At 61.1% G+C, this 26,405-nt stretch carries 21 protein-coding genes and 1 tRNA gene; 16 read left to right on the top strand and 6 right to left on the bottom strand.

The genetic code is table 11. From position 1 onward, the window contains the following. The 5 genes from BM171_RS06860 (at position 1) to BM171_RS06835 (ending at position 5,845) form a co-directional block, all read left to right on the top strand. On the top strand, positions 1-720 hold the full coding sequence (locus BM171_RS06860; RefSeq protein ID WP_093010081.1) for an alanyl-tRNA editing protein: 720 nt from the start codon (positions 1-3) through the stop codon (positions 718-720). Positions 721-809: 89 nt separating this feature from the next. Then, positions 810-899 (top strand) — tRNA-Ser (locus BM171_RS06855). A gap of 1,127 nt (positions 900-2,026) precedes the next feature. Continuing rightward, a complete protein-coding gene (locus BM171_RS06845; RefSeq protein ID WP_093010079.1) occupies positions 2,027-3,151 on the top strand; it encodes an AAA family ATPase in 1,125 nt (374 codons plus the stop codon). Next, positions 3,144-3,806, top strand: a complete 663-nt coding sequence (locus BM171_RS06840; RefSeq protein WP_175497505.1) for a DUF4276 family protein — start codon at positions 3,144-3,146, stop codon at positions 3,804-3,806. Before BM171_RS06845 ends, BM171_RS06840 begins: the two co-directional genes overlap by 8 nt. A gap of 1,271 nt (positions 3,807-5,077) precedes the next feature. Beyond that, positions 5,078-5,845: an HNH endonuclease gene (locus BM171_RS06835; protein ID WP_175497504.1), complete on the top strand. Its 768-nt coding sequence runs from the start codon at positions 5,078-5,080 to the stop codon at positions 5,843-5,845. Positions 5,846-6,260: 415 nt separating this feature from the next. On the opposite strand, the gene BM171_RS06830 is transcribed toward BM171_RS06835, so the two are convergent. The 6 genes from BM171_RS06830 to BM171_RS06805 all read right to left on the bottom strand — a co-directional run bounded on the left by BM171_RS06830 (position 6,261) and on the right by BM171_RS06805 (position 12,516). After that, on the bottom strand, positions 6,261-8,411 hold the full coding sequence (locus tag BM171_RS06830; RefSeq protein ID WP_093010076.1) for an AAA family ATPase: 2,151 nt from the start codon (positions 8,409-8,411) through the stop codon (positions 6,261-6,263). Continuing rightward, on the bottom strand, positions 8,408-9,028 hold the full coding sequence (locus tag BM171_RS06825; protein WP_139218675.1) for a hypothetical protein: 621 nt from the start codon (positions 9,026-9,028) through the stop codon (positions 8,408-8,410). The genes BM171_RS06830 and BM171_RS06825 overlap by 4 nt, the downstream gene beginning before the upstream one ends. Before the next feature lie 106 nt (positions 9,029-9,134). Continuing rightward, the gene (locus BM171_RS06820; RefSeq protein WP_093010074.1) at positions 9,135-9,344 is read right to left on the bottom strand and encodes a helix-turn-helix transcriptional regulator; all 210 of its coding nucleotides are present in this window, start codon (positions 9,342-9,344) and stop codon (positions 9,135-9,137) included. Between the two features lie 324 nt (positions 9,345-9,668). After that, positions 9,669-10,934 (bottom strand): tyrosine-type recombinase/integrase, encoded by a 1,266-nt coding sequence (locus tag BM171_RS06815; RefSeq protein WP_093010073.1) that lies wholly within the window; start codon positions 10,932-10,934, stop codon positions 9,669-9,671. 81 nt (positions 10,935-11,015) lie between these two features. Next, the gene (locus BM171_RS06810; protein WP_139218674.1) at positions 11,016-11,300 is read right to left on the bottom strand and encodes a hypothetical protein; all 285 of its coding nucleotides are present in this window, start codon (positions 11,298-11,300) and stop codon (positions 11,016-11,018) included. 277 nt (positions 11,301-11,577) lie between these two features. Then, positions 11,578-12,516: a LysR substrate-binding domain-containing protein gene (locus tag BM171_RS06805; RefSeq protein WP_093010071.1), complete on the bottom strand. Its 939-nt coding sequence runs from the start codon at positions 12,514-12,516 to the stop codon at positions 11,578-11,580. A gap of 195 nt (positions 12,517-12,711) precedes the next feature. On the opposite strand from BM171_RS06805, the gene chvE reads away from it, so the two are divergent. From chvE to yjfF, 11 genes are all read left to right on the top strand, one after another. Next, entirely contained in the window at positions 12,712-13,776 is a 1,065-nt protein-coding gene (chvE, locus tag BM171_RS06800) for a multiple monosaccharide ABC transporter substrate-binding protein (RefSeq protein WP_093010070.1), read from the top strand. A gap of 86 nt (positions 13,777-13,862) precedes the next feature. Next, on the top strand, positions 13,863-15,398 hold the full coding sequence (mmsA, locus tag BM171_RS06795) for a multiple monosaccharide ABC transporter ATP-binding protein (RefSeq protein WP_093010069.1): 1,536 nt from the start codon (positions 13,863-13,865) through the stop codon (positions 15,396-15,398). Beyond that, positions 15,395-16,603: a multiple monosaccharide ABC transporter permease gene (mmsB, locus tag BM171_RS06790; protein ID WP_093010068.1), complete on the top strand. Its 1,209-nt coding sequence runs from the start codon at positions 15,395-15,397 to the stop codon at positions 16,601-16,603. The genes mmsA and mmsB overlap by 4 nt, the downstream gene beginning before the upstream one ends. Before the next feature lie 4 nt (positions 16,604-16,607). Then, positions 16,608-17,600, top strand: a complete 993-nt coding sequence (gene araD1, locus BM171_RS06785) for an AraD1 family protein (RefSeq protein ID WP_093010067.1) — start codon at positions 16,608-16,610, stop codon at positions 17,598-17,600. Further along, positions 17,597-19,339 (top strand): L-arabinonate dehydratase, encoded by a 1,743-nt coding sequence (gene araD, locus BM171_RS06780; protein WP_093010066.1) that lies wholly within the window; start codon positions 17,597-17,599, stop codon positions 19,337-19,339. The genes araD1 and araD overlap by 4 nt, the downstream gene beginning before the upstream one ends. Then, positions 19,326-20,270, top strand: coding sequence for a Gfo/Idh/MocA family protein (locus tag BM171_RS06775; RefSeq protein ID WP_093010065.1), 945 nt, complete (start codon positions 19,326-19,328; stop codon positions 20,268-20,270). The genes araD and BM171_RS06775 overlap by 14 nt, the downstream gene beginning before the upstream one ends. Beyond that, on the top strand, positions 20,267-21,784 hold the full coding sequence (locus BM171_RS06770; protein ID WP_093010064.1) for an aldehyde dehydrogenase (NADP(+)): 1,518 nt from the start codon (positions 20,267-20,269) through the stop codon (positions 21,782-21,784). Before BM171_RS06775 ends, BM171_RS06770 begins: the two co-directional genes overlap by 4 nt. A 105-nt stretch (positions 21,785-21,889) precedes the next feature. Further along, positions 21,890-22,831 (top strand): galactofuranose ABC transporter, galactofuranose-binding protein YtfQ, encoded by a 942-nt coding sequence (gene ytfQ, locus BM171_RS06765; protein WP_093010063.1) that lies wholly within the window; start codon positions 21,890-21,892, stop codon positions 22,829-22,831. Between the two features lie 52 nt (positions 22,832-22,883). Beyond that, complete coding sequence (locus BM171_RS06760) at positions 22,884-24,392, top strand: sugar ABC transporter ATP-binding protein (protein ID WP_093010062.1); 1,509 nt, start codon at positions 22,884-22,886, stop codon at positions 24,390-24,392. Further along, the gene (locus BM171_RS06755; protein ID WP_093010061.1) at positions 24,392-25,417 is read left to right on the top strand and encodes an ABC transporter permease; all 1,026 of its coding nucleotides are present in this window, start codon (positions 24,392-24,394) and stop codon (positions 25,415-25,417) included. The genes BM171_RS06760 and BM171_RS06755 overlap by 1 nt, the downstream gene beginning before the upstream one ends. After that, positions 25,414-26,394 carry a galactofuranose ABC transporter, permease protein YjfF gene (yjfF, locus tag BM171_RS06750; protein WP_093010060.1) on the top strand — a complete coding sequence of 327 codons (981 nt, stop codon included), beginning with the start codon at positions 25,414-25,416 and terminating at the stop codon, positions 26,392-26,394. Before BM171_RS06755 ends, yjfF begins: the two co-directional genes overlap by 4 nt. Positions 26,395-26,405: the final 11 nt, after the last annotated feature.

Below are 26,405 nucleotides of genomic sequence, written 5' to 3'. Positions count from 1 at the left end.
ATGACGGACTTGCTGTTTCGGACCGATCCTTATCAGCGCGAGGCCAGTGCCCGCGTGGCCGGGCTGACCGAGGAAGGCGGCATCGTGCTCGACCGCACGCTGTTCTACCCCACGGGTGGTGGACAGCCCGGCGATAGCGGCACGCTTCTCTCGGAGCATGGAGAGATTGCGATCGCGACGGCGGTAAAGGGGCAGGGTGACGCGGTGGTGCTGGTGCCCTCCGAGCCCGTCTCCCTGCCGCCCGTGGGCGCAGAGGTGACCCAGCGGCTCGATTGGGACCGGCGCTTCGCGCATATGCAGATGCACACCGCGCTGCACCTTCTCTCCGTCGCGATCCCGCTTCCGGTGACGGGCGGCCAGATCGGCGCGGGAAAAGGCCGGCTCGATTTTCTCATGCCCGAGCCGCCCGAGGACCGCGATGCGGTGGAGGCGGAGCTCAACGCGCTCATCGCCCGCGATCTGCCGGTGAGCGAAGACTGGATCGACGAGGCGGATCTCGACGCCAATCCGGGCCTTGTGAAGACGATGTCCGTCCAGCCGCCGCGCGGCGCGGGCCGGATCCGGCTGGTCCGCATCGGCGAAGGCGATAGCCAGGTCGATCTGCAGCCTTGCGGCGGCACGCATGTCGCCCGAACCGGCGAGATCGGCCCCGCACGGCTCGGCAAGATCGAGAACAAGGGCAAGCAGAACCGCCGCTTGACCCTTCACATCGGCGGCTGAGCCGGCTCACGCGGCGTCGCCATGTCCGAGGAAATTTATCGCGCCGAGGCCCTTGCACCTGCCTAGAGACTTCCGCTAGACCGCGCGGCGGAGAGGTGGCCGAGTGGTCGAAGGCGCACGCCTGGAAAGTGTGTAGGCGGGAAACCGTCTCGAGGGTTCGAATCCCTTCCTCTCCGCCATACACCCCTAAAATTAAACGACAATTTTGATTGCTGGGCTCACTGCCCCTAAATCGCCCCTAAATTCGCTTCGCTTGCGCGCGGAAACCCCCGGACTAGCGTGCGTCGGAAACAAGCGGGGACGAAATGCGGATAATTGTTGCGGTTATCATGTCGATGCTGGCGGTTTGGCTGATCGTGTCGGGCGTTCAGTTGGACAGATACGACAACAGCATTTGCCGAATGGGGCCGTGCCTAAGCCCCGAACGCATCGCTGCCGGGGCCAGTATGGGTCTTACAGCCTGGGCTCTGTGGTCGAGGCGCTTGGATTTCTCTGGCATTTTCCACGTGGCGCAGAAGCCTGCCTTGTCGAAGTGGCTTCTTCGGGCGTTGGCTGTCGCTTTATTCTTCGTAGCCATACTGCTTGGCGCAATTGTGGCGCTCGTGCAGAGTGACGGGCACATAAGTTCCGCTCCTACGCTCGCGGGCGCTGCCGTTGGCTTCTTTCTTGCCCGGTGGGTGTGGCAGGAGTCGAACCGGGCGAACACCCGCGCTTTACCCCCCTGGCACCCCTAAATTCGCCACGGTTTTAGTTGTAATGCAGCGAGACCAAAATTGGGTACGCCAACCTAAAATTAGGGGGTGTCCGCAATGTGAACTCGCTGCACGCCCTCTACGGCAGCTGCATCAAGACCTTCTCCGGGCCAGTTATAAAGAACCTGAATGGCTACATCTGGTGGCTGGAAGTCCGGATGGAAGGGATGCAACCAGCAGAAATGATGCTTGCCTCATACGCTTGGTGCTACTGTGGTCAGACGTCAGCTTCGAGCCCAAACTGACCGCGTCCACCGTCACGGCTCCGCAGTTGCAGCATGGGCACGCCTTTCGCTGCCAGGCCAAAGCAGCCTTCCAAGCTGCCAAACGACTGCTGCGATGCAGCAATTTGGAGCTGTAATTCCCTTCACCCGCTCGACATGATCGCGCCTGACCTGTGGGACGACGACATTAGGTGCGTGAAACATCACGAGCTTCAAGAGCCTGCATGGACATTTTTGATACTTTTCATCATATGCAAAAGATAGCGTTATGGTGCGGCGCTAACATCTCACGTTGCATCGGATGTGAAGTGGACACATGGAGGGCTTGGGATGGATAAAAGAAAAACTATCAGCAAGATTTTTATCTCGGGATTCAAGTCTATTGATCAAACACAAGAAATTGAGTTAACGGGACTCAATGTTGTTTTGGGTGCCAATGGCGCAGGAAAAAGCAGTTTTGTGGCATTCTTCAAGTTACTATCCGAGATGATGAAGGGAAACCTTCAAGTCTGGTCTGGTCAGCAGGGCGGCGCTGACCGCCTCCTAAGCTACGGTATAAAGCATAGTCAAGAAATTCGTTCGAAAATTAGATTTGGTCTAAACGGGTATGACTTTAAATTAGTACCCGTAGATAATGGTGGACTTATATTCCTAAGTGAGGATATTTATTTTAATGGGCGCTACGGGGAAAAGTGGATAAACTTGGGGAATGGGCACGCAGAGGCAAAACTCCCAAAATCTCATTACGAGCGAGAGTTCACTGGGACTGAGGGCGATATGATATCATATGCCTACGAGTCTATATCGCACTGGCAGATCTATCACTTCCACGACACTAGCGACACCGCCTTGGTAAAAAGATATGGCGCGGAAGATGACAATCTATTCTTGCGACACGACGCTGCGAACCTCGCTGCTTTTTTGTATCGCCTAAAGAAGAAAAATAAACGTTGCTACAAGAGCATTGTAGATACGATTTCTCTAGCAATACCGTTTTTTGATGATTTCCACCTTGAGCCAAGAGAGTTGCCAAGCCAAGAACAACAAATAAATCTTCGGTGGCGCCAAAAAGGAAGTGACTACATTCTCTGGCCGTCCCAACTATCGGACGGATCAATTAGATTTATCTGCTTGGCTACGGCATTACTCCAGCCCGATCCACCCTCGACCATTATTATTGATGAGCCAGAATTGGGACTCCACCCTTACGCCATTACACTGCTGGCCTCTCTTTTTCAAAGTGCGTCCAATCGAATGCAAGTTATTACATCAACTCAGTCTACAGAGTTGGTGAACCATTTTTCACCAGAAAATATCCTAATTGTTGAGCGTGATGGTGGCAGCAGCACCTTTGGGAAACTGGATGCTGATCTTTTGCAGGATTGGCTTGAAGAGTACTCTCTCGGAGAACTTTGGAATAAAAATATCCTCGGCGGGCGTCCTGGACATGAGTAGAGTTATTGTTATCTGCGAAGGGCAGACTGAGGAGGCGTTTGTCAAGAAGGTTTTGTCACCATATCTTGCCCCAAAGCAGATATATGCTTCGCCTTCATTGCTTGGTCGCCCTGGTCGCAAAGGGGGGAATGTTAACTTCGCCAGAGTATTGCTTGATGTAAAGCTGACCTTAAAAACCGATCGGGCGGTGTTCTGCACTACATTCTTTGATTACTTCAGGATGGATAGTGATTTCCCTGGATATAGCGAAGCCTGCCGTGGTGGATCAAACTCGCAGGAGAAGGCGTGGATATTTATGGAAGAGTTCGAGAGTCAAGTTCGTGATAAAATCGGCGAAGATCTCTCCGAAAGATTTATTCCCTACGTTCAAATGCATGAGTTTGAGGCGCTTTTATTTTCGGACGTTGAAGTGATATCGTCGCTTATCGGCGATGAGCATTTGCCGAAACTTTGGGAAATAAGGAATTCCTACGAGACGCCTGAAGATATCAACAACGGCGCGCTCACCGCACCAAGTAAAAGGCTGATATCCATTCACAGTGGGTATAATAAGGTAGTGAATGGAGAGTTAATTTCCGAGGGGATTGGAGTTGATAAAATCCGCAAGGAATGCCCGGGGTTCGATGTGTGGCTAAAAAGTATCGAGAGATTGTGACTCTCATTCAGATCATGGGGCAAACTTCCACTTTGTCTCACTCCGGCCTGGCGATAAGGAGATCACATTGATCTATATTCATGTGTCGTCTTGATTTCTCGCGGATTTTAGCTTGACGCAGATCACCGCAAACACTCCCAGATCGTCTTTCTGCCACGTTTACCGAATTGTACATTGTGACTGACGGATTTCCTTTCTTCGTGGTTTTTCCAAATAGAAACTTTATCGAAAGTCTTCTGTGACGAGTGCTTGGTCCGTTTGGTTGCGCTCCTTGGAGGTTCGTTTGACCCCCCACCCCACGGCGAATGGCAGCTCTCCACCGTTCCGTCCGAGTGATTTTTCAGTGGAGTGCAAGCTGAGCAGTTGCTGCGAACGGCGGAAACGTCCCGCTGAGCCGACCAACACAGTTTGCGAAGACCCCCAAAATTAATCTCCTACATAGTTAAAAGCTTAGTGTCGTATTGCACGGCTTTGCAAAGATCGCCCCTAGAGGCGCAAGGTGCGAATAGTGAGACGATGTGGTATCTTGTATGGCGACAGTGCTGGCGCGGGGCAAAACTGACATGCGCGACAAGACCACAAACCGCCGAATAGGTGATCTGACCCGTGGGCAGTCTGGTCGGCCCGACCCGGATGCGATCGACCCTAAAGCTCGCTCGCGCGAGGATTGGCACCACGAGGCAAGAGCTGCGGCGCGTAAAGTGATGCAGTGCCGCGCGGCTGGGCTCCACCGGAAGGCATGCGGTGGATATTCTTGGGGCACGCCCCCCGTGGAAGCCTTGCAAGCCGGTTTGGCGAACGCGCCACGATGCACCGCCGAAACGCGGACGGGTGCTCGGTGTCGTCAAGCATGCGTCCGGGGCTCTGACAGATGCCGCGTACATGAAGGCATTGAGCGCGCTCCTGGATCTGCGGCTGCGGGCAGGCTTTATCTCAAGGGCAAGCTGCGCCCGCCGCGCAACCGATTTCGGACTCACCCTAGCGCCGTGCCGGAAACGAATTGAGGGCCTCGCTGGGCCTCCTAGTCACCCGTAGCGCTTAGCCTTGTGGCCAGATTGCGAGCGATTCCGCATTTCCATCTCAGGAACGCGGCACGCAACTTTAAAATCGCCATTTGAGCATTTATACTGGCGGCAAAACATTTGAACGGCTTGCTATCTGTTACCAACGCTGTGGACGATCAGCTGTTGCTGTGTAGCCTGCAAAACTCGCTCGCTGCTTATATCATGAGGCGGAATTTATGGATTGCATTTTCAATGAGAAGGTTGGGCATGGACGGTAAGGTGAGCCGACATATTCCGGCGGAGGTGCGGCGACAACTGCGGCAAGAAGCGTACTTTGGATGCGCGAAATGCGGTTCTCCAATCCTTGAGTATCACCACATTGTTCAATTTTCTGAGCAGCCGCATCATGATCCCAATGAAATGATTGCATTATGCCCAACTTGCCATCGTAGCCTTGGTAAGATGCGTCGTGAGCGTTGCTACGCGCTTAAGGAAAATCCATGTAATAAGCTCGCGGGAAAAGTTCGAGGTGAACTTGGAAGTGATGCCGACACCACTTCTTTTATGGTTGGTTCGAACACTTTCATTGATACTCCGGTCATCTTCTCGTACTACGAGACACCAATTATCCAGTATTCGTTGGACGACGGTCAGGCTCTACTTGATATATATATTCCAAAAGAAGATATGTGGCCTGATATATTGGTTGAAAAAAACGACCTGATGGTAAATTCGGGTGATAAATGGGACGTTGACTTCCGAACCAACTTTTTGCGCGTTCAGAAAGTACGGGGGAGTAGCTACTTTCAACTAGATCTGCGAAAAGAAGTTGCTGAAATAGAAGGACAGTGTTCGATACTTGGGCAGGAATTTAGGTTCAATCCCACCTCAACAAATCTTGGTACAGCTTTGATTTCGGGGGGCAGATTTATCCGCTGCGGCAGCGGGATTTCAGTGGGTGATCGTAGGCATAAGCTGCACTGGCCAAACTACGGCATGGCGCACCCAAGGGCGATCTTCATGCCGTACGGGTGATGCATCACTAATGTACTCGCTGCGGTTCGCGTCCTGGGCTTCGGTGTCTTATAGCGGGTAGCTGTAGGCGCGACAGGCAAGGTTGATCTATGAGATCGCAACTAGCTTAAAGTTCTTGCTCGCTGCCCGTTATGCGAATGGCCGCTGTAGAGAAGCTGATTGGAAAGCTTGCGTTGTATTCAGGCACAAGATCATAGTGATATAAACACTAGTTTTGGCGATATTTGTCTTAGTTAGCCTCTAGTTTCCGAGCTATCGAGGCTGTTGCGCCCGGCTTCCGACCCCCTGCCAACCCCCTTCCGACCCCGTTCCGACCCACCTTCCGCCCCCCCCCCTTATACCCCCCAGGGGGTGGAACACCCCTTTGGGTTTGGGTGTCCCACCCCCTCGACCAACTTGAAACTGACTGACTTAGTTACTCGCTAGATAACGCTCGGGGCTCGATCTCCCCCGTGGTGTCTGAAAGCCCATTTTCTCCGGCGGCCCCTGTATCGCTCGTCTCGGTCTCGTTGCTTGATGCTAGCGCCAAGTGCTTTCGCGATCTGGTCGGGGAGCCGTGTTCAGCTTCGACTATGCGCCCCTTCTTGAGCAGGGACTGCATTGCGCGGCGGAACGCTTGCTTGGGGACGTTCTCTGCATCCGAGTCGTTTGCGAATGTGGATGGGGCATAATTGGACCCCCCTTTTGCGTTCACGTGCTGCCCCCTGGCTTGGTAATCGTTTAGCAATTTGAGGAACACGCGCTCGGCCTCCGCGTCGGGCGCGCTGGCTGAGCCCCCCGTGGAATGCATCGGCACAAACACCCCGTCATCCCACCGGATGCGGATTTCCCCGCCGACCGGGCCGTAGTTGGCCTTTTTCGTGCTAAGCATTCGCGCGTCCGGGTCTGGCTCGTATCCGTCCCGAGTGTCCCGCGCGAGATATAAGCGTGAGCGGACAGAGCCGTTCCAAGCTGTTGAGCCCGAGGTTCCAGCCCCCGTCGAAAGCCCGTGCTGGCTGGGGTGCGCCAGAAGCAACACGGCGCTGTCCGTCGCCATTGCCAGCCCCCTCAGCATTCCGATGAATTGCCGCGCCTGCGCCCGGTCGTTTTCATTGCCCGGGAACAAGTCTGCGAGCGTGTCCAGAACGATAAGCGACGGCTTCTCACGGAGCGCCGCGCGCTGCACAGCACGAAACAGAGGCGACGTGTTCAGCCTTCCCATTTTGTCCGGCCCGGTGGCGAGTAGAGCATCCTTACCGGCGAGGCTGCACAATGACAGCTTATCCAGGGCTGATAGCGATGACCCCGCTGCGTGCGTGATCTTGTCTAGCCGCCGATGCAATTCGGCCCTGTCGTCCTCGGCGGATAGGTAGACCGCATTTCCGCTCGCAGCCGATCGTTCAAGCCAATTCTGGCCAAGCACCACCGCAACGGCCAATTGCAGCGCGAGAAGGCTTTTGCCGGTGCCCCCGTCGCCACCCAGAAGCGTGACGGTCCCCCGTGGTATCATATCCGGAACGAGCCATTGTCTCGCCGGGACGGCTTGGCCGTGCAAGTCGGACGCGGGAAAGAAGATATTGCCGGAAGCTGGCCCCGATGCATTGGGGCTGATACCCAGCGCTTCCAAGTCTCCCGGCCCGATCGCGCTGAACACGTGCGGCGCGGATCGCCACCCGTTCTTTTCGGCCTCCGAGAATACCGTGGCAACCGTGACGCCACCCTGTTGAGAACTGTCGAAGCTCCCCCAGCGCTTTTCGTTCTGGCTTTGGTCCCCGCCGATCTCGTCGCACCAGTTTTGCCAAATGTCTTGGGCAACGTGTTCGCCCAAAGTGTCGCTAGCGCTGTGGATCGCAGCGCTAATCCGCACCCACTCGTCGTCAGTTTCCGGCGCAGGGACGCGCTGCAGCGCCTCTGTGAGTGCAGCGGCGCGGTTCCGGGTGGGTATCCCCCGCCAGGTCGAGCGGTTGGACTCCTGGTGCCGCTGTGCGCTCGTGTCCACGTCGGCCCCGGTCTCAGCCTTTCCCTTCGCCGCTCCGTGTTCCTCGCGATATCTCAGCACACGATCCTTAAAGGTGGCAGCTTCTTTGACCTCACAAACGCCGTTGTAGTTGTGACCGGTGACGGTGCAGAACTTCTTTCCGTCTGCGAATAGCCCGACGCCCCCGTGTTCAGCACCGTTTACCTTCTCGTCTCCGTCGCTTCGCGCGATCAGACCACGCAGTCCGGTGCCAGACGGCGAGATTTCAACATAGGTTCCGGCGTCTTCGACAAGCGCCGCGATCTCTGGCCGAAGGAATAGCCCGTCGGCGTCGAATGCATCGTCAATATCAACGGCAACCATAGCTGAACCGGGGCGGGGCAAGTAGCCGATGCCATATCCGCCCGCTTCGCCTACGCGGGCAAGCGCATCAAGCGCTTCCTCGTGGGTTAGCGTTGCGGCCTTCTCTCGGTGCACGGAGGTCACCCCCGTGGGATTTACGGGTATCTTGTCCCGGTGCAAAAGCCAGTTCCGTTCTTTCTCTGCCTGCTTCCACACGGTGCCGGAAAGGTTGAAGCGGGGCCTTACTGTGGCGTGCCCCGAACTCATTGGATCGCCTCCGCGCCTGCATTCGATTGCCTAAACGCACGTTCAAGCAGCTCAGCGACGTGGCGCGCGACAGCGGATGGCGGGTTTGTAGGCGTCATGCCTTCCAAGAGCCTGAGGCGATCCACGTCAGAAAAGCCGCTCTCGGGCGCATTGATGAGCGCGATCAGCTCGCCGATCGCACTCGGATTGCGCTCCGCAAGGCTTTGCATCTTAAGCGGCAGGCCAGGGAATTCGACATTTCGCGCCAGCATGATCTGACACGTGGTAAGGACGGCCAACGCGCTTTCGAGCCAATGAGACGCCACCATTTCAGGAGTGTGCTCCCCCAGCATGGCCTCTATTTTCTGGGTCAATGCTTTTGCGTGTTCAGCATCGCCAGCGAAGCGAATTCTATTGCCCTGGCCGAATTCAAGTTCGTAGAGGGGCCAGGATATTTCCAGAAGGGCAGAGCCGGTTTGGCGGGCCTCGATAGCGCTCCTTCCCTGTATCAAAGCCGCCGCGATCATTGCGGCGGCGGAGCGCCGCGCTTCACCGCTCCGGAGTTTGTTTTGAAGCTCGTGGGCTCTGGATTGCGCCTTCTTGCTATCTTCGCGGGTGAGGGTATATGTTTTAGGCATGTCAAATACTCCAATCGCGCTGGTTCCACCTTGGACCGTGGGGGCTCAGCGCGTTTCAGATATTCGGCGGCTCGTTTGGGCCGCCGTTTTCATTCGGGTGGTAAGCTTATTGGCGCTCGCACTTGCGATCTTCGATCCAGCTCAAGACTTCGCTTTCGGGCCAGCGTGAGCATCGGCCAAGCTTGATTGGGCGAGGAAATGCACCTGTCGAAATCATCGCGTAGACCTGACTGCGGGCAAAGCCGGTCATATGCGTCACTTCCGGCATTTTGAGTAGCCGCTCGGGGCTTGCTTGATTGTAGGTCGGGCTCTGCATGCCATGCCTCCATGGGATGCCAACCAGCTGTTTGTTCAGCGGTTGTGAGTTTCCCCTCCCATCGGGAACTGCGCGGCGATGGCGAGAGGTTTAATGGCGGTCTACACCGCGACCGGGGCTTCGCAGTCTCAGCTTATCCGGCTACGTCCCACAATATCTGGAGTGGGTATAACTACGCAAGCGCACCAAGAAGAATTATCGAAAAAAATCGTTTATTATCAGTCGCTTTGTATCTTTCGTGTGTTTTTCATGTAGCTTCGCATTTGGCGTAAAATGATTTTAGACTTGCGTTCAATGACTTGGGCGGATCGGTGAAATGAAAGCTTAATGGGCGCTCAGCGACACTTGTTTGCCCTCTTGCTGCTCGGCGTGACTGCCGTTCAGGTGACGCGCCCATTCCTCCATCATGCCGCGCCGCCGCTCTACGGTGGCCTCTCTGAGATATGCGCCCTCAACGGCTCCAAGCTGGTGGGCCAACTGTTCCTCGATCAATTCGCGCGGAAACTCTGTGCAAGTCGCGGCCCAGCTTTTGAACGTCGCGCGGAGCCCATGTACGGTGTAGCCGCCGAAATCCATCCGCTTGAGCTGCATCATCGCCGCCATTTCGGACAGAGGCATTCCCTCTCTCGGGCCGGGAAACAGCCAATCATCTTCGCGCGCCTCGCGGCCAAGGCGTCGTTTGGTTTCCGACAGGATGGCGGCCATGCGCTCTGTGATCGGCGCTACATGAGCCCGCCGCATTTTCATGCGCTGGGCAGGGATGGTCCACGTCATACGTTCCAGGTCGATTTCTGACCACGTTGCAAAGCGCGCCTCGCCAGTGCGGCACGCTGAAAGGGCAATCCATTCAAGCATGAGCGCGGCCATGCTCTCCGTTTGTCTGGCCCTCAGCTTTTCGATGAAAGGCGCAATCTCACGATGCGAAATGCTGGCGTGGTGCCCTTTCGTCAGCTTGCGCGGCGCGGGCAGGGTTGCATCGAACTGACGCCATGCGGCGGGGTTATCTCCAACATAGAAACCGTTTTGTGTCGCGTGGCTGAATAGTCGCTCGATGCGCTCACGGCTTCGGCTGGCAGTGACGTTCTTCGTCGCCCAAATCGGTTCCAACACTGCCAGAATATCCTCCCGCGTTATCGCTGCCAGCGGCTTATCCTTGAGCGTGGCGGCGTGGCGTCGAAACGTTGCCTCCCATTGCTGAACGTGGGCAGCGTTGGAAAATCGGGGCAGCACGGCGGGAAGAAATACCTCGTCCGCGTAGCGACCAAATGTCATTGCCTCAGCTTTGGCAGCTTGTGCTGCGGCTTTGGCCTGGGCGGCTTGTTGGTCGGCAGCTTCTATCGGGTCTTGGCCCTGGGCAATGCTTTCGCGTGCTCGCGCCGCCTTTTGCCTCGCTTGTGCCAGCGTTGTGGCCGGGTATGAGCCCAGCCCCATTTCGCGCTGGGGCATGCCCCGCATCTTGTATCGGAGAACCCATCGCGAAGCGCCAGAGCGGCCACATCTGAGTGACAGACCGCCGCCGTCTGAAAGGCTCTTGCCCGCCTCTGCGTTTTCAATCTGCTTGGCTGTTAGCCTGTGGATGCCACGGGTCATGGGAGGTCTTTCTGCGCTTGGCTGGTTGGCTTGGCTGTTCAACCAAGCTGCGTCATGTGCTTGGCCGGGTGGGCCGCCAGTTCAATGGAGCTTGGCTGGCTCCACCGGGCGAGGCTCAATATCCAACTCGGCGCAGATGGCGTTTGCCGCGAGGCGGATGGCTGAAACCCGGTCGGGATCGCCCAAGCTGTGAGCTGCTTGCACGATCGCAGTATTCAACTGTTCCGCGTCCTCTGCCTCGATCTCTAAAGTGAACGGACGGGACGAACCGGCAAAGCACCGAAGCATGGTTTCCAAGGGGCGTTCATTGCCGCGATTGATACCAGCGGTAATCCGTGTGGGGTGCATGGGGCAGCCTTCTTTCATGTTGTGACGCCCCTACGCTGCCCCTAAATTTTAGGGGCTGTCAATGGATAAGTCTGGACTATAATGGACAAGTAGCGGCCATATTTTAATGTAACCACATGATTTGGATGCTTTAAAAAATCACCCCTGGACTTCTCTGGACGGCAGTGTACCGGACTTCCTCTCCGCCATTTCCCTTGCAGCGCTATCGCGAATTCGCCTCAGCCGGAATTACTGCACATGTTCTGGCGCTGGGTCGCTTGGCGCAAGCGCCCGGCCCATTCCTGCAATTCGACCATCATTCCTTCGATCGACTATATCGTCCCAAGAGGTCAAAGACCTGCGCCGCGGCTGGGGACAGCGCCTCTTCCGTGCGGGTGACGATGCCATAATCGCCCACGGCCATGTCGGAGGCGACAGGCAGGATCGAAAGGCGGCTTCCGAGACCGCCGCGCTCGATGAAGAAGCTTGCGACTGCGCGGGCGAGGGGGGCGATGGCGTTCGTCTCGTTCACATGGGCCAGCGTGAAGAGGATCGAGGTCGTGCCGAGAACGCGCCTTGGAAGCGGCCTGCCGCGCTCCAGAAGATAGGCTTCCGCCGTGCGGCGCAGAAGGCCGCCCGGAGGCTGCATCACCCAATCGAAGGGCAGGCAATCGTCGATCGTGAGACCCGAGCGTCCGCTCAGGGGATGGTCCAGACGGACCACGAGGCTGATGGGCTCGGGGCCGATCGTCTTGATCGCGAAAGGGCGCGCATCGGCCTGGTCCGGGATCCGGCCTATATAGAGATCGAGCTCATCGGCGATAAGCCCCTCCGCCAGCCGGTCCGACGTGTCGATGTTCACGCTCGTCTGGATGTCGGGATAGGCGACCCGGATCTCGCGCAGGACGGGCAGAAGAAGGTCGAGCGAAGGGCCGGTCACAGATCCGATCCGCACATGGCCGCGCGTGCCGCTCGCGATCTGGCCGATCTGCTGATGCGTCCGGTCGAGATCGCGCAAGGTGGCGATAGCCTGGTCTGCGAGCGTCCGCCCCGCTTCGGTCAGAACGACACCTTGTGCGTGGCGCACGTAAAGCGGCGTTCCGAGCATCGTCTCGAGCTGTGCCAGAAGCCGCGAGGCCGCAGGCTGGGTCATGCCCGCATGTTGCGCCGCAGCGCCGATTTTCCCGGTTTCGCGGAGCGCCGCGAGGATTCGGAGATGCGAGAATTTCAGCCCGCTTCGAATGAGTTCAGTCATCGGTCTGCCTCTGGTCTCCCACGGAAATAACATATCAGAAATGATATATCTATCTGCCATTTAATCATTTGACTGATATATATCCGTAGCGCAAGTGTGGGCGCGAGCCGCTCGCTTGCAGCCCGTGAGGAGACACGGATGGCACGAGGGGCGGCCGATGTGGGGCAGTCCGCTCCGCCTGTCTGGGAGGATAACATGACATTCACGAGACGCGCCCTCGGCGCGACCGCTTTGGCTACCCTGATCGCGATGCCCGCCTTCGCGCAGGATTCGGGAACGATCGGCATTTCGATGCCCACGAAATCTTCGGCGCGCTGGATCTCCGATGGAGAGAGCATGGTCGCCCAGTTCGAGGAAGCCGGCTACGAGACAAACCTTCAATATGCCGAGGACGACATTCCCAACCAGCTCGCGCAGATCGAGAACATGATCACCACGGGCGTCGACGCGCTGGTGATCGCGGCGATCGACGGCACGACGCTGACGAACGCGCTGGCCAACGCCGCTGCGATGGACATTCCGGTCGTGGCCTATGACCGTCTCATCCGCGATTCCGGCGATGTCGACTACTACGCCACCTTCGACAATTTCCAGGTTGGTGTGCAGCAGGCGACCAACCTCGTGAACGGCCTCGAAGAGAGGTTCCCGGATGCCGAGCAATGGAACGTCGAGCTTTTCGGGGGCAGCCCCGACGACAACAACGCCTATTTCTTCTACGATGGCGCAATGAGCGTTTTGCAGCCGTTGATCGATGACGGCTCGATCCAGATCGTGTCAGGCCAGATGGGCATGGACACGGTGGGCACCCTGCGCTGGGACGGCTCGGTGGCGCAGGCGCGCATGGATAACCTTCTCTCCGCGAACTACACCGATGCGCGCGTCCACGGCGTTCTGTCGCCTTACGATGGGCTCTCGATCGGCATCATCTCGTCGCTGCGCGGTGTCGGCTACGGCTCAGGCGACATGGCGATGCCCATCGTCACCGGGCAGGATGCCGAGATCCCCTCGGTCAAGGCGATCCAGCGCGGCGATCAGTATTCGACCATCTTCAAGGACACCCGCGAACTTGCGCGCGTGACCGTTGGCATGGTGGATGCGCTCCTGCAGGGCGGCGAGCCCGAGATCAACGACACCGAGACCTATGACAACGGCGTCAAGGTCGTCCCCTCCTACCTCCTGGAGCCGGTGCCGGTGACCGAGGAGAACATCACCGAAGTGCTGATCGACTCGGGCTATTACGAGGCCTCCGAGCTCGAGTGATCCTCCCTGTGGCCGCGCTTCGGCGCCGGTCACGAAAGCCCCCCGGCGGCGCGCCGGGGGGACGATCAAACACAGGACATCGCGACATGTCGACGATCCTCGAGATGCGGGACATCACGAAGGAATTCCCGGGCGTGAAGGCGCTCGACCGGGTGAACCTGAGCGTCAAGACGGGAGAAATCCATGCGCTGGTCGGAGAGAACGGCGCGGGAAAGTCCACGCTGATGAAGGTGCTGTCGGGCGTCTACCCGCACGGAACCTATGACGGCGAGATCGTCTTCGACGGCGAGGTGCAATCCTTCCGCACGATCCGCGACAGCGAGGCGGTCGGCATTGCCATCATCCACCAGGAACTGGCGCTGGTGCCGCTTCTGTCGGTGGCGGAGAACATCTTTCTCGGCAACGAGCGCGCCGCGGGGGGCATCATAGACTGGCGGCAGACCGAACGGCGGGCGGCCGAGCTGCTCGAAAGGGTCGGGCTGAACGAAAGCCCCAAGACGCCGGTCGGCGATCTTGGCCTCGGCAAGCAGCAGCTCGTGGAAATCGCCAAGGCGCTGTCGAAGGATGTGCGGCTCTTGATCCTGGACGAGCCGACTTCGTCGCTCAACGAGCAGGACAGCGAGAAGCTGCTCTCGCTTCTGAAGGAATTCCGCCGGCAGGGCGTGACCTCGATCCTGATCAGTCACAAGCTCAATGAAATCAGCCAGGTGGCCGATACGATCACCGTTCTGCGTGACGGATCGACGGTGTCCCGGCTCGATTGTTCGGGCGGGATCAGCGAAGACGACATCATCCGCGACATGGTGGGGCGCGCGCTCGACGACCGCTTCCCGCCGCGCGAGCCGACCTTCACCGAAGAGGTCGCGCTGGAGGTCGTGAACTGGACCGTTCATCACCCCATCGACGCTGACCGCATCGTTGTGCGCGACGTGTCCTTCCATGTCCGGAAAGGCGAGGTCTTGGGGATTGCCGGTCTGATGGGCGCGGGCCGGACTGAACTGGCCATGAGCCTTTTCGGCCGGTCCTACGGGCGCGACATCTCGGGCAGCGCGAAGATCAACGGCCAGCCGGTCGACCTGTCGAGCGTGCGACGCGCGATCAATGCCGGGCTGGCCTATGCCACCGAGGATCGCAAGACCTATGGGCTGGTGCTCGAGGATACGATCCGGCGCAACATCTCGATGGCCAAGCTTGATGCCGTGGCAGACGGGATGGTGCTGAATCGCGCCCGCGAGACCGAGGTCGCCGAGCGGTACCGCGAGCGGCTCAACATCAAGTCGAGCTCGATCGAGCAGGAAACGGTGAACCTCTCGGGCGGCAACCAGCAGAAGGTTGTCCTGTCGAAATGGCTCTTCGCAGATCCGGATATCCTGATCCTCGATGAGCCGACGCGCGGCATCGATGTCGGCGCGAAATTCGAGATCTACACGGTTATTCGGGATCTCGCCAAACAGGGCAAGGCGATCGTCGTGATCTCCTCCGAGATGCCCGAGCTTCTTGGCATCACGGATCGTCTTTACGTCATGAACGAGGGCCGCTTCGTCGGCGAGATGCCCACCCACGAAGCCAGCCAGGAAAAGATCATGGCCCGTATCATCAAGACAGGGGAGCGCGTGACATGAGCGAGACCGTAGACCGCGGAGGAGAGGCTCCGGCGGCGAAACAGGCCAGCGCGAGCTGGCGGTTTCTCAAGACCCATCTGCGCGAATACGGGATCCTGTTCGCATTGATCGCGATCATGGCCTTCTTCCAGATCGCCACCGGCGGCATTCTCTTGCGTCCGGTGAACCTCACCAACCTGATTTTGCAGAATTCCTATATCATCATCATGGCCGTGGGCATGTTGCTCGTGATCGTCGCGGGGCATATCGATCTGTCTGTTGGCTCGGTGCTGGGATTCATAGGGGCGCTTGCGGCGGTGATGATCGTCAACTGGGACATGCATTACCTTCTCGCAGGCATCCTGTGCCTCGCCGCGGGCGCGCTTATCGGGGCGGCGCAGGGTTTCTGGGTCGCCTATTTCCGCATTCCGTCCTTCATCGTGACGCTTGCGGGCATGCTTGTCTTCAAAGGGCTGACGCTGTGGCTTCTGGCCGGGCAGTCGGTCGGTCCATTTCCACGCGAGTTTCAGCTGATCTCGTCAGGCTTCATCGGCGATCCTTTCGGAATGGAGGGGTTCAACCTGCTCTCTCTCCTGATCGGCCTCGGGGTTGCGGCTGTCCTGACATGGCTTGCGATCCGGAACCGGCAGGCCGAGGCGCGCACCGGCGTTCCGGCCGAGCCCTTCGCCTTTTTCGCCGCGAAGACCGCGCTCATCTTCTTCGGTATCGTCTGGATGAGCTGGCTCATGGCCGATTTCCGCGGCCTGCCGAATGTCTTCATCGTCATGGCGCTCCTGATCGCGGTCTATTCGTTCATCACGAGCCGCACGACGATCGGCCGGCGGATCTACGCCATTGGCGGCAACGAGAAGGCGGCATCGCTGTCGGGCATCAACTCGCAGCGGCTGACCTTCCTGACCTTCGCCAATATGGGCATGCTGGCCGCCCTCGCGGGCCTCGTCTTCGCTGCGCGGCTCAACACCGCGACGCCGAAAGCGGGCGCGACGTTCGAGCTGGACGTGATCGCGGCGGTCTTCATCGGCGGCGCGTCGATGGCCGGCGGCGTGGGCACGGTCATCGGCGCGGTGATCGGCGCCTTCATCATGGGTGTCATGAATAATGGCATGTCCATCCTCGGGATCGGCATCGATTACCAGCAGGTCATCAAGGGCCTGGTGCTGCTCGCTGCGGTCATCTTCGACGTCATGAACAAAAAGAAGGGCTGAGCCGATGCATCTGTCCCAATACCGCACATCCTCGGGAAGCATTCAGGTCGTCGCGCGCGACGGGTCCGAAGCCTACGAGGTGAAAAGCGAGCTGTCGCTTTACGACCTTGCCATGCGCGCTCTCGAAGAGGGCGTGGGCCTGCGTGACCTTGTCTTGTCGCTTGGTCTCAATGGCGCGGTCAATCTCGAGGTTCTGGCTGCCGAAGGACGCCTCCTGCCGCCCGTGACCCATGCCGACCCGGCGCATCTGCACCTCACCGGAACGGGCCTGACGCATCTGGGGTCGGCCTCAACGCGGGCCTCGATGCATGCCAAGAAACCCGAGGACGAAACCGACTCGATGAAGATGTTCCGCATGGGCGTCGAGGGCGGTAAGCCCGGCAACGGCGCGGCGGGCGTGCAGCCCGAATGGTTCTACAAGGGCACCGGCGCGGCGCTCGTCGCGCCCGGCGCGCCGCTCGTAAGCCCGCCGTTCGCGCTCGATGGCGGCGAAGAGCCCGAGATCGCAGGGATCTACGTGATCGCGCCGGACGGCGCGCCCGTGCGCCTGGGCTTTGCCCTCGCCAATGAATTCTCGGATCACGTCACCGAGCGGCAGAACTACCTCTACCTCGCCCATTCCAAGCTGCGCCCCTGCGCCATCGGGCCGGAACTCCTCGTCGGCGAGTTGCCGCAGAGCGTCGAGGGCACGAGCCGGATCCGGCGCGGGGAGGAGGTGATCTTCGAGAAGCCCTTCCTTTCGGGAGAGGCCAACATGTCCCACACGATCGCCAATCTCGAACACCACCATTTCAAGTATGACATCTTCCGCCAGCCGGGCGACGTGCATGTCCATATGTTCGGCACGGCGACTTTGTCCTTTGCCGACGGGGTGCAGCCGAGAGATGGCGACGTCTTCGAGATCGAGGCCGCAGCCTTCGGTCTTCCCCTCAGAAACCCGCTCTCCTTTGCCCCCCTGGGCAAGGCGGAGCCGATGACGGAGGTGCGCCCGCTGTGACGTTCAAACCTGCAGAATGGCCGAGAAAGCTGCGCAGCCAGGAATGGTATGGCGGCACCAGCCGGGACACGATCTACCACCGGGGATGGCTGAAGAACCAGGGTCACCCGCATGATGTGTTCGACGGGCGGCCGGTCATCGGCATTCTCAACACCTGGTCGGAGCTGACGCCCTGCAACGGCCATCTGCGCGAGCTTGCCGAGAAGGTGAAGGCCGGGATCTGGGAAGCGGGAGGCTTTCCTCTCGAAGTGCCCGTCTTCTCGGCTTCCGAGAATACGTTTCGCCCGACGGCGATGATGTACCGCAACCTCGCGGCGATGGCCGTCGAGGAAGTGATGCGGGCCCAACCGATCGACGGCGCGGTGCTGATGGTCGGTTGCGACAAGACCACGCCTTCGCTCATCATGGGCGCGGCCTCGACCGATATTCCATCGATCGTCGTCACCGGCGGGCCGATGCTGAATGGCTGGTTCCGCGGCGAGCGTGTGGGGTCGGGCACGGCGCTCTGGCAGATGTCGGAGGATATCAAGGCCGGCAAGATGACCCAGGAGGACTTCCTCGAGGCCGAGCAGGCGATGTCGCGCTCTACCGGCACCTGCAACACGATGGGCACGGCGAGCACGATGGCGAGCATGGCCGAGGCACTGGGCATGGCGCTTTCGGGCAATGCGGCGATCCCGGCCGTCGACGCGCGGCGCCGCGTGATGGCGCAGATGTCCGGCCGGCGCATCGTCGAGATGGTCAGGGACGATCTCAAGCCGTCGGACGTGATGACCAAGGCGGCGTTCGAGAACGCGATCCGCACCAACGGCGCGATCGGCGGCTCGACGAACGCGGTCGTGCATCTTCTGGCGATGGCGGGGCGCGTCGGCGTCGATGTGACGCTCGACGATTGGGACAGGCTCGGCCGCGACGTGCCGACGATCGTCAACCTCATGCCCTCTGGCCAGTACCTGATGGAGGAGTTCTTCTACGCCGGAGGCCTGCCGGTCGTGCTGAAGCGGCTGGGCGAGGCGGGCATGCTGAACAAGGACGCGCTGACCGTCTCGGGCGGGCCGATCTGGGACGAGGTGAAGGACGCGGTGAACTGGAACGAGGACGTGATCCGGCCAGCCGACAAGGCACTCGCGACGAGCGGCGGCATCGCGGTTCTGCGCGGCAACCTCGCGCCGGGCGGCGCGGTCATCAAGCCGTCGGCCGCCTCAGAGCACCTGATGGTTCATCGCGGCCGCGCCGTCGTCTTCGAGGATATCGATGACTACAAGGCGCGTATCGGCGATGACGCGCTCGAGATCGACGAGACCTGCATCATGGTGCTGAAATATTGCGGGCCCAAAGGATATCCCGGCATGCCCGAGGTGGGAAACATGGGGCTTCCGCCAAAGCTGCTGAGGAAAGGCATCACCGATATGGTGCGGATCTCGGATGCGCGCATGTCGGGTACGGCTTATGGCACGGTCATCCTGCATACCGCCCCGGAGGCGGCGGTCGGCGGCCCGCTGGCGGTGGTCCGTACCGGCGACATGATCGAGGTCAACGTGCCCGACCGGCGCTTGCATCTCGATATCTCCGAAGAGGAGCTGGAACAGCGCCTCGCCGCGTGGCAATCCCGAGTCGAGCCGCCCGCCAGCGGTTATGCCAAGCTGTTCCACGATCACGTGGAGGGAGCCGATACCGGGGTCGATTTCGACTTCCTCAAAGGCTGCCGAGGACGGGAGGTGCCGCGTGACAGTCACTGACATCGCCCTCGTCGGCATCGGCAAGATCGCCCGCGACCAGCATATCCCGTCCATCGCGGCCGATCCGGCTTTCTATCTCGCAGCCACGGTCAGCGGCTCTGGCGGCATAGTGGGCGTCGAGAACCATGCCGAGATCGGCGCGATGCTGGCGGCGCGGCCCGATATCCCGGCCGTCTCGCTGACCATGCCGCCGGTGCCGCGTTTCGCCGCGGCGAGCGCCGCCTTGGGCGCAGGTCGCCACGTCATGCTGGAGAAGCCGCCCGGCGCCTCGATCGCCGAGGTTCTGAAGCTTGAGCGTCAGGCGCGCGCGGCGGGCAAGACGCTCTTTGCCACGTGGCACAGCCGCCATGCGGAGGCCGCCGACGCAGCGCGGGACTGGCTTGCAGGCAAGGCGATCCGGGCGGTGCGCGTCGATTGGAAGGAAGACGTGCGGAAATGGCATCCGGGCCAGGACTGGATCTGGCAACCGGGCGGGCTCGGCGTGTTCGATCCCGGGATCAACGCGCTCTCGCTCTTGTCGAAGATCCTGCCCGTCTCGTTGCATCTGACCGGTGCCACGCTGTCCTTCCCCGAGAACCGTGCGGCCCCGATCGCCGCCGATCTGACCTTCGCCGGCCCGGACGGGCTTCGCGCCGAGGCTGTCTTCGACTGGCGGCAGGAGGGCGGCGAGATCTGGCAGATCGAGATCGAGACCGACAGCAGCACCTTGAAGCTGACCGAGGGTGGCGCCCGGCTTCATGTCGACGGCGCGGAACAGAGTGTCGAGGCGCCAGGCGAATACCCCAGCCTCTACCGGCGTTTCGCCGAACTGATCGAAGCCGGCCAGAGCGATGTGGACGTCGAACCGCTCGTTCATGTCGCTGATGCATTCATGCTCGGACGTCACATCGCCGTTGCAGCTTTTCACGACGACCCACAGGAGATTTCATGACCGACCTGACAGGACAGCATTACATCGACGGAAACTGGGTCTCGGCAGGCCAGACCTTCGAGTCCGACCCGGTGTCCGGTACGCCCCTGCATGTCCATAGCGGCGGCAAGGCCGAGATCGACGCGGCGATGAAGGCCGCCGAGGCCGCCTTCGAAACCTATGGCTGGAGGTCCCGTGAGGATCGGGCGCTGTTTCTCGACGCCATCGCCGAGGAGATTGAAGCGCGGGTCGATGCGATCACGGAGATCGGTATGGCCGAGACCGGCCTGCCGGAGCCGCGCCTGCGTAGCGTCGAGTTGCCCCGCACCGCCAACCAGCTGCGCCTCTTCGCGACCCATATCCGAGACGGCGCTTATCTCGACCGGCGGCACGACGAGGCCCTGCCAGACCGCCAACCGATGCCGCGCCCCGATCTTCGGATGATCCAGCGCCCGCTCGGGCCCGTTGCGGTCTTCGGAGCTTCGAATTTCCCGCTGGCCTTCTCGACGGCAGGCGGCGACACCGCCGCTGCGCTCGCGGCGGGCTGCCCGGTGGTCTACAAGGGCCATCCGGCGCATCCCGGTTGCGGCGAGCTTGTCGCGCGCGCCATCGCTGCGGCGAGCGAGAAGACGGGAATGCCGGCCGGGGTGTTCGGCTTCATCCAGTCGAACACGAACGAGGCAGGAGAAGCGCTGGTCACGCATTCCATCACACGCGCTGTCGGCTTCACCGGCTCGTTCCGCGGGGGCAAGGCGCTGTTCGACCTCGCGATGGCGCGCCCCGAGCCGATCCCCTTCTTCGGAGAGCTGGGCGCGATCAATCCCGTCTTCGTGCTTCCGGCGGCGCAAGCCGCGCGGGGCGGAGAGATCGGGGCGGCCTGGGCCGGCTCGCTTACGATGGGCGTCGGTCAGTTCTGCACCAATCCCGGGGTCGTTATCCTGACCGAGGGCGAGGGGGCCGAAGCGTTCCTCACGCAGGCTGCCGAAGCGCTTGGAAAGGTTCCGGCGCAGCCGATGCTGACTGCGGGCGTGGCGAAGGCCTATCGCGGCGGGGTCGAGGCCGTCTCCGGCACGGACGGGGTCGAACGGATCCTCGCGGCCAGTTGCGAGGGGCGGCAAGGCGCGCCGGCGGTTTTCGCGGTCTCGGGCGATGACTGGCAGGCCCACCCGGTGCTGGCCCACGAGATCTTCGGACCCGCGGGCATCGTGGTGCGTGCGAAGGATGCCGGTCAGCGCCGTGCCATCGCGGCGGATCTTGCCGGGCAGCTCACCGCGACCTTGCAGATGGATGACGGCGATACGGACGACGCGAAGGCGCTCATGCCGATCCTCGAACGCAAGGCGGGCAGGGTGCTCGTGAACGGTTTTCCGACCGGGGTCGAAGTCGCCCACGCAATGGTGCATGGCGGACCTTTCCCGGCATCGACGAATTTCGGCGCGACGAGTGTCGGAACACTGGCAATCCGCCGTTTCCTGCGGCCGGTCTGCTACCAGAACATGCCTCAGGCGCTCTTGCCCGAGGATCTGAGGGACTGAGGAGCCCTCTTACAAGATGGCCGGACCCGGGCGGTCTCCCGGACCCGGCCAGACAAAGGGGCTTGCACCGAAACGGCGGTCCCGTTCATCAAAGGGAGTGAGATAATGAAACGTATTCTTCTGACAAGTGCCGCGCTGCTCGCGGGCACCGCGGCGAGCGCGCAAACCGTCGGTTTCTCGCAGATCGGCTCGGAATCGGGCTGGCGGGCGGCGGAAACGACGCTGACGCGCCAGGAAGCCGAAGCGCGCGGGATCGATCTGCGCTTCTCGGACGCGCAGCAGCGCCAGGAAAACCAGATCGCGGCCATCCGGTCTTTCGTGGCGCAAGGCGTCGACGCCATCCTGCTCGCACCGGTTGTCGCGACCGGCTGGGACAGCGTGCTCGAGGAAGCCGCAGAGGCGGACATCCCGGTCGTGCTGCTCGACCGCCGGGTGGACAGCTCCGAAGACCTGTACCTGACGGCGGTGGGCTCGGATCTTGTGCATGAAGGCGAGGTCGCCGGGCAATGGCTCGTCGACAACAAGCCCGAGGGCGAGTGCCGCGTCGTCGAGTTGCAAGGCACGACCGGCTCGTCGCCGGCTATCGACCGCGCGACCGGCTTCCGCAACGCCATCGACGGGGCGGAGGGCATCGAGATCGTCCGCAGCCAGACCGGCGATTTCACCCGCTCGGGCGGCAAGGAAGTCATGGAGAGCTTCCTGCAGGCCGAAAGCGGCAACGAGATCTGCGCGCTCTACGCCCATAACGACGACATGGCGCTCGGTGCGATCCAGGCGATCAACGAAGCTGGGATGAACCCCGGCGAAGATATCCTGATCGTCTCCATCGACGCGGTGCCGGACATTTTCCAGGCGATGGCCAATGGCGACGCGAACGCGACCGTCGAGCTGACGCCGAACATGTCGGGGCCGGCGTTCGATGCGCTCGAGGCATACTGGGCGGACGGCACCGAGCCCGAGAAGTTCATCCAGACGGAATCGCGGCTCTATACGCAGGACGATGATCCGATGGCGGAATACGAGGCCCGCAAGGATCTGGGTTACTGAGCGAACGAGCCGGGGCGCATCGCCGCCCCGGCCCTGACACGGGACAGACGTCATGCTTCTGACCATCCGCGACCTCAGCAAGTCGTTTCCGGGCACGAAGGCCCTCGACAGCGTCGATTTCGATCTTGCAGCGGGCGAGGTTCACGCGCTTCTGGGCGAGAACGGCGCGGGCAAGTCCACGCTCATCAAGTGCCTGACTGGCGCGTATCGGCGCGACGAAGGAGATATCCGTCTCGATGGCGAGCCGATCTCGCCAGGCAGCACGGCCGAGGCGCAGTCGCTCGGCATCGGGACTGTCTACCAGGAGGTGAACCTTCTGGATAACCTCACGGTTGCCAAGAACCTGACCTTTGGACGCGAGCCGCGCCGCTTCGGGTTGATCGACGGACGGGCGCAGCGCGCCGAGGCGCGGCGGATGCTTGAAGGATACGGGCTCGATATCGATGTGGGGCGCGATCTTGGCAGTTATTCCGTGGCGATCCGGCAGATCGTCGCCATCGCCCGTGCGGTTGAGCTGTCCGGCAAGATCCTGATCCTCGACGAGCCGACTGCGAGCCTTGATGCGGCCGAGACGCGGATGCTTTTCGATGTGGTCCGGGGTCTGCGGGATCGCGGGCTCGGCATCGTGTTCGTCTCGCATTTCCTTGACCAGGTGTTCGAGCTGACGGATCGGGTCACGGTTCTGAGGAACGGCGCGAAGATCGTCACGGAAAAGACCGCCGAACTCGACCGCGTGGCCCTGATCCGCCACATGCTGGGACGCGAGCTCGAAGAGGTTGAGGCGGAGCAAGGGGCGGATCACACCCGCAGCGAGGCGCGCCGGACCGTGGTGGACTTCAAGGGATACGGGCGCGACGGGCTTGTAGACCCGTTCGATCTGACCGTGCGCGAGGGCGAGGTGATCGGGCTCGCCGGTCTTTTGGGGTCGGGCCGCACGGAAACGGCGGAGCTGATGTTCGGCATCCGCGCCGCGCAGCGCGGAGAGGCCAAGGTCGACGGAGAGCCCGTATCGCTGACCAGCCCGCGCGAGGCCATCGCGGCCGGGTTCGGCTTCGCCCCCGAAGAGCGCAAGACCGACGGCATCGTTGCGGACCTGTCCGTGCGCGAGAACATCATACTGGCGCTGCAGGCCCGGCGCGGATGGGCCAAACCGGTGCCGCGCGCCGAACAGGCCCGGCTTGCCGAAACCTATATCAAGCGGCTCGATATCCGAACCTCCGATGCGGAGAAGGCGGTGGGCGAGCTGTCCGGCGGCAACCAGCAGAAGGTCGTCCTCGCGCGCTGGCTGGCGATGAACCCGCGGTTCCTGATCCTCGACGAGCCGACACGCGGTGTCGATGTCGGGGCACATGCCGAGATCCTGCGGCTGATCGGAGAAATCACCGAGGGCGGCATGTCGGTCCTCGTGATCTCGTCCGAGCTTGACGAGCTGGTCGCGGCCTCCGACCGTATTATCGTCGTGCGGGACCGCGCCCATGTCGCGGAGTTGAGCGGGGTGGAGATCACCAGCGGCGCGATCGTGACTGCCATCGCTGCGCCAGATGCAGGGAAGGTCGCGTGATGACCCGTGCGCTCCGCCGTTGCCTGCCGCAGATCCTGACGCTCCTGGCGCTTGTCGCGCTCGTGTCGATCTTCTTTCCGCAATTCCTGGCGATCTCCTTCGAAAACGGACGCCTGACAGGGCCGGTCGTCGATATCGTGAAGCGTGGCGCGCCCGTGGCGCTACTGGCGATCGGCATGACGCTGGTCATCGCGACGCGAGGCATCGACCTCAGCGTCGGTACGGTCATGGCGATTTCCGGCGCTGTGGCGGCCTGGACGCTTGCCGCCGGCTGGGGCGTGTTCCCGGCTGTCCTCCTGGCAATCGTCGCAGGGCTGACCTGCGGTCTCTGGAACGGCTGTCTCGTGGCCTATGTCGGCATCCAGCCCATCGTCGCCACGCTGATCCTGATGACCTCCGGGCGCGGGATCGCCCAGCTTATCACCGAGGGGCGGATCCTGACCTTCTCGGACCCGGCCTTCGCCTGGATCGGGTCGGGAACGGTGGCAGGCGTGCCCGTTCCGGCCCTCCTTTGGCTCGTGACGGGGATCGCGGTCGCCTTCATCATGCGGCGCACGGCGCTCGGCCTTCTGGTCGAAGCCATCGGCATCAACCGCTCGGCCTCGACCGTGGCCGGGATCAACGCGAGGGTGCTGCTGATTGCCGTTTACGCGGCCTCGGGCTTCTGCGCGGCGTTGGCCGGCATTGTCGCCACTGCCGACATCCGCGGTGCGGATGCCAACAATGCCGGCCTCTGGCTGGAGCTCGATGCCATCCTCGCGGTCGTGATCGGCGGCAATTCCCTTCTGGGCGGGCGCTTCTCCGTCGCGGCCTCGATCCTCGGCGCACTCATCATCCAGACGGTGGATACCGGCATCCTGCTCGCGGGCTTTCCGTCGGAATACAACCTCGTGATCAAAGCCGGGCTCGTGCTTGTGATCCTGCTCGTCCAATCGCCGAACCTGTCGCAGCACTGGCATTGGCTGCGAATGGAGATCCGGCGCCAGCGCGAGCCGAAACCCATTGGCAGCCGAGACACCAGATGAGACCCAATCCACGCCTCTACCCGCTGCTTGCGACAATCGCGATCTTCTTCACAGCCTACCTGTTGTGCTGGCTGCAATTTCCGTTCATGCTGTCGACCCGCGTCGTGGGCAACCTGCTGACGGACAATGCTTATCTCGGCATCGTCGCCGTCGGCATGACCGTCGTGATCCTTTCGGGCGGCATCGATCTCAGCGTCGGGTCGGTCATCGCCTTCTCGGGCGTCTTCATCGCGGTGATGCTGAGGGACACAGGGCTTCATCCGATCATCGTCTTCGCGCTGTTGCTGGTCGTAACGACCGCGTTCGGCGCCGTGATGGGCGCGATCATACACGGGCTCGCGATGCCCGCCTTCATCGTCACGCTGGCTGGCATGTTCCTGGCGCGCGGCGCGGCTTACATGCTCACCATCGATTCCGTGCCGATCGATCATGCCTTCTTCGAGGCGCTGCAGGACAGCCATTGGCGTATGCCCGGTGGCGGACGGTTCACGCTGATCGGGGCGTTGATGCTGCTCGCCATAGCGGGCGGCGCTCTCGTTGCCCATCGCACACGCTTCGGGGCGAGCGTCTTCGCCATCGGGGGCGGGCCCGACACGGCGCGCCTGATGGGCGTCGAGGTTGGACGCACGACGATCGGTATTTACGCATTCTCTGGCTTGATGGCCGGCCTTTCGGGCATCGTCTTCGCGATCTATACCGGTTCGGGCTATCCGCTCGCGACGGTCGGAACCGAGTTGACCGCCATCGCCGCGGTCGTGATCGGGGGCACTTTGTTGACCGGCGGGGCCGGTTACGTCGTCGGCACGCTCTTCGGTGTTCTGACAATGGGGCTTATCCAGACCTACATCGTCTTTGATGGTACGCTCTCGAGCTGGTGGACGAAGATCGTGATTGGCGTGCTTCTTCTTTGCTTCATCCTCTTGCAGAAGAGCCTTCTGCGGATCGCGACGCCCGTGCGCGCCTCAAGCGAAGGCTAGGGGTCCAAGCG

Source organism: Roseivivax halotolerans (genome assembly GCF_900115815.1).
GTDB lineage: Bacteria > Pseudomonadota > Alphaproteobacteria > Rhodobacterales > Rhodobacteraceae > Roseivivax > Roseivivax halotolerans.
Note: the sequence above shows the minus strand (reverse complement) of the source record. Positions and strands in the feature narration are given on the sequence as shown.

Excerpts from the sequence above, each read along its gene's own strand:
- BM171_RS06755 (WP_093010061.1), top strand. The coding sequence starts at position 24,392 with ATGACCCGTGCGCTCCGCCGTTGCCTGCCGCAGATCCTGACGCTCCTG.
- BM171_RS06760 (WP_093010062.1), top strand. The coding sequence starts at position 22,884 with ATGCTTCTGACCATCCGCGACCTCAGCAAGTCGTTTCCGGGCACGAAG.
- mmsB (WP_093010068.1), top strand. The coding sequence starts at position 15,395 with ATGAGCGAGACCGTAGACCGCGGAGGAGAGGCTCCGGCGGCGAAACAG.
- BM171_RS06805 (WP_093010071.1), bottom strand. The coding sequence starts at position 12,516 with ATGACTGAACTCATTCGAAGCGGGCTGAAATTCTCGCATCTCCGAATC.
- mmsA (WP_093010069.1), top strand. The coding sequence starts at position 13,863 with ATGTCGACGATCCTCGAGATGCGGGACATCACGAAGGAATTCCCGGGC.
- BM171_RS06840 (WP_175497505.1), top strand. The coding sequence starts at position 3,144 with ATGAGTAGAGTTATTGTTATCTGCGAAGGGCAGACTGAGGAGGCGTTT.
- BM171_RS06830 (WP_093010076.1), bottom strand. The coding sequence starts at position 8,411 with ATGAGTTCGGGGCACGCCACAGTAAGGCCCCGCTTCAACCTTTCCGGC.
- BM171_RS06820 (WP_093010074.1), bottom strand. The coding sequence starts at position 9,344 with ATGCAGAGCCCGACCTACAATCAAGCAAGCCCCGAGCGGCTACTCAAA.
- BM171_RS06825 (WP_139218675.1), bottom strand. The coding sequence starts at position 9,028 with ATGCCTAAAACATATACCCTCACCCGCGAAGATAGCAAGAAGGCGCAA.
- ytfQ (WP_093010063.1), top strand. The coding sequence starts at position 21,890 with ATGAAACGTATTCTTCTGACAAGTGCCGCGCTGCTCGCGGGCACCGCG.
- BM171_RS06770 (WP_093010064.1), top strand. The coding sequence starts at position 20,267 with ATGACCGACCTGACAGGACAGCATTACATCGACGGAAACTGGGTCTCG.
- yjfF (WP_093010060.1), top strand. The coding sequence starts at position 25,414 with ATGAGACCCAATCCACGCCTCTACCCGCTGCTTGCGACAATCGCGATC.
- araD1 (WP_093010067.1), top strand. The coding sequence starts at position 16,608 with ATGCATCTGTCCCAATACCGCACATCCTCGGGAAGCATTCAGGTCGTC.
- BM171_RS06810 (WP_139218674.1), bottom strand. The coding sequence starts at position 11,300 with ATGAAAGAAGGCTGCCCCATGCACCCCACACGGATTACCGCTGGTATC.
- BM171_RS06860 (WP_093010081.1), top strand. The coding sequence starts at position 1 with ATGACGGACTTGCTGTTTCGGACCGATCCTTATCAGCGCGAGGCCAGT.
- BM171_RS06845 (WP_093010079.1), top strand. The coding sequence starts at position 2,027 with ATGGATAAAAGAAAAACTATCAGCAAGATTTTTATCTCGGGATTCAAG.
- BM171_RS06835 (WP_175497504.1), top strand. The coding sequence starts at position 5,078 with ATGGACGGTAAGGTGAGCCGACATATTCCGGCGGAGGTGCGGCGACAA.
- chvE (WP_093010070.1), top strand. The coding sequence starts at position 12,712 with ATGACATTCACGAGACGCGCCCTCGGCGCGACCGCTTTGGCTACCCTG.
- BM171_RS06815 (WP_093010073.1), bottom strand. The coding sequence starts at position 10,934 with ATGACCCGTGGCATCCACAGGCTAACAGCCAAGCAGATTGAAAACGCA.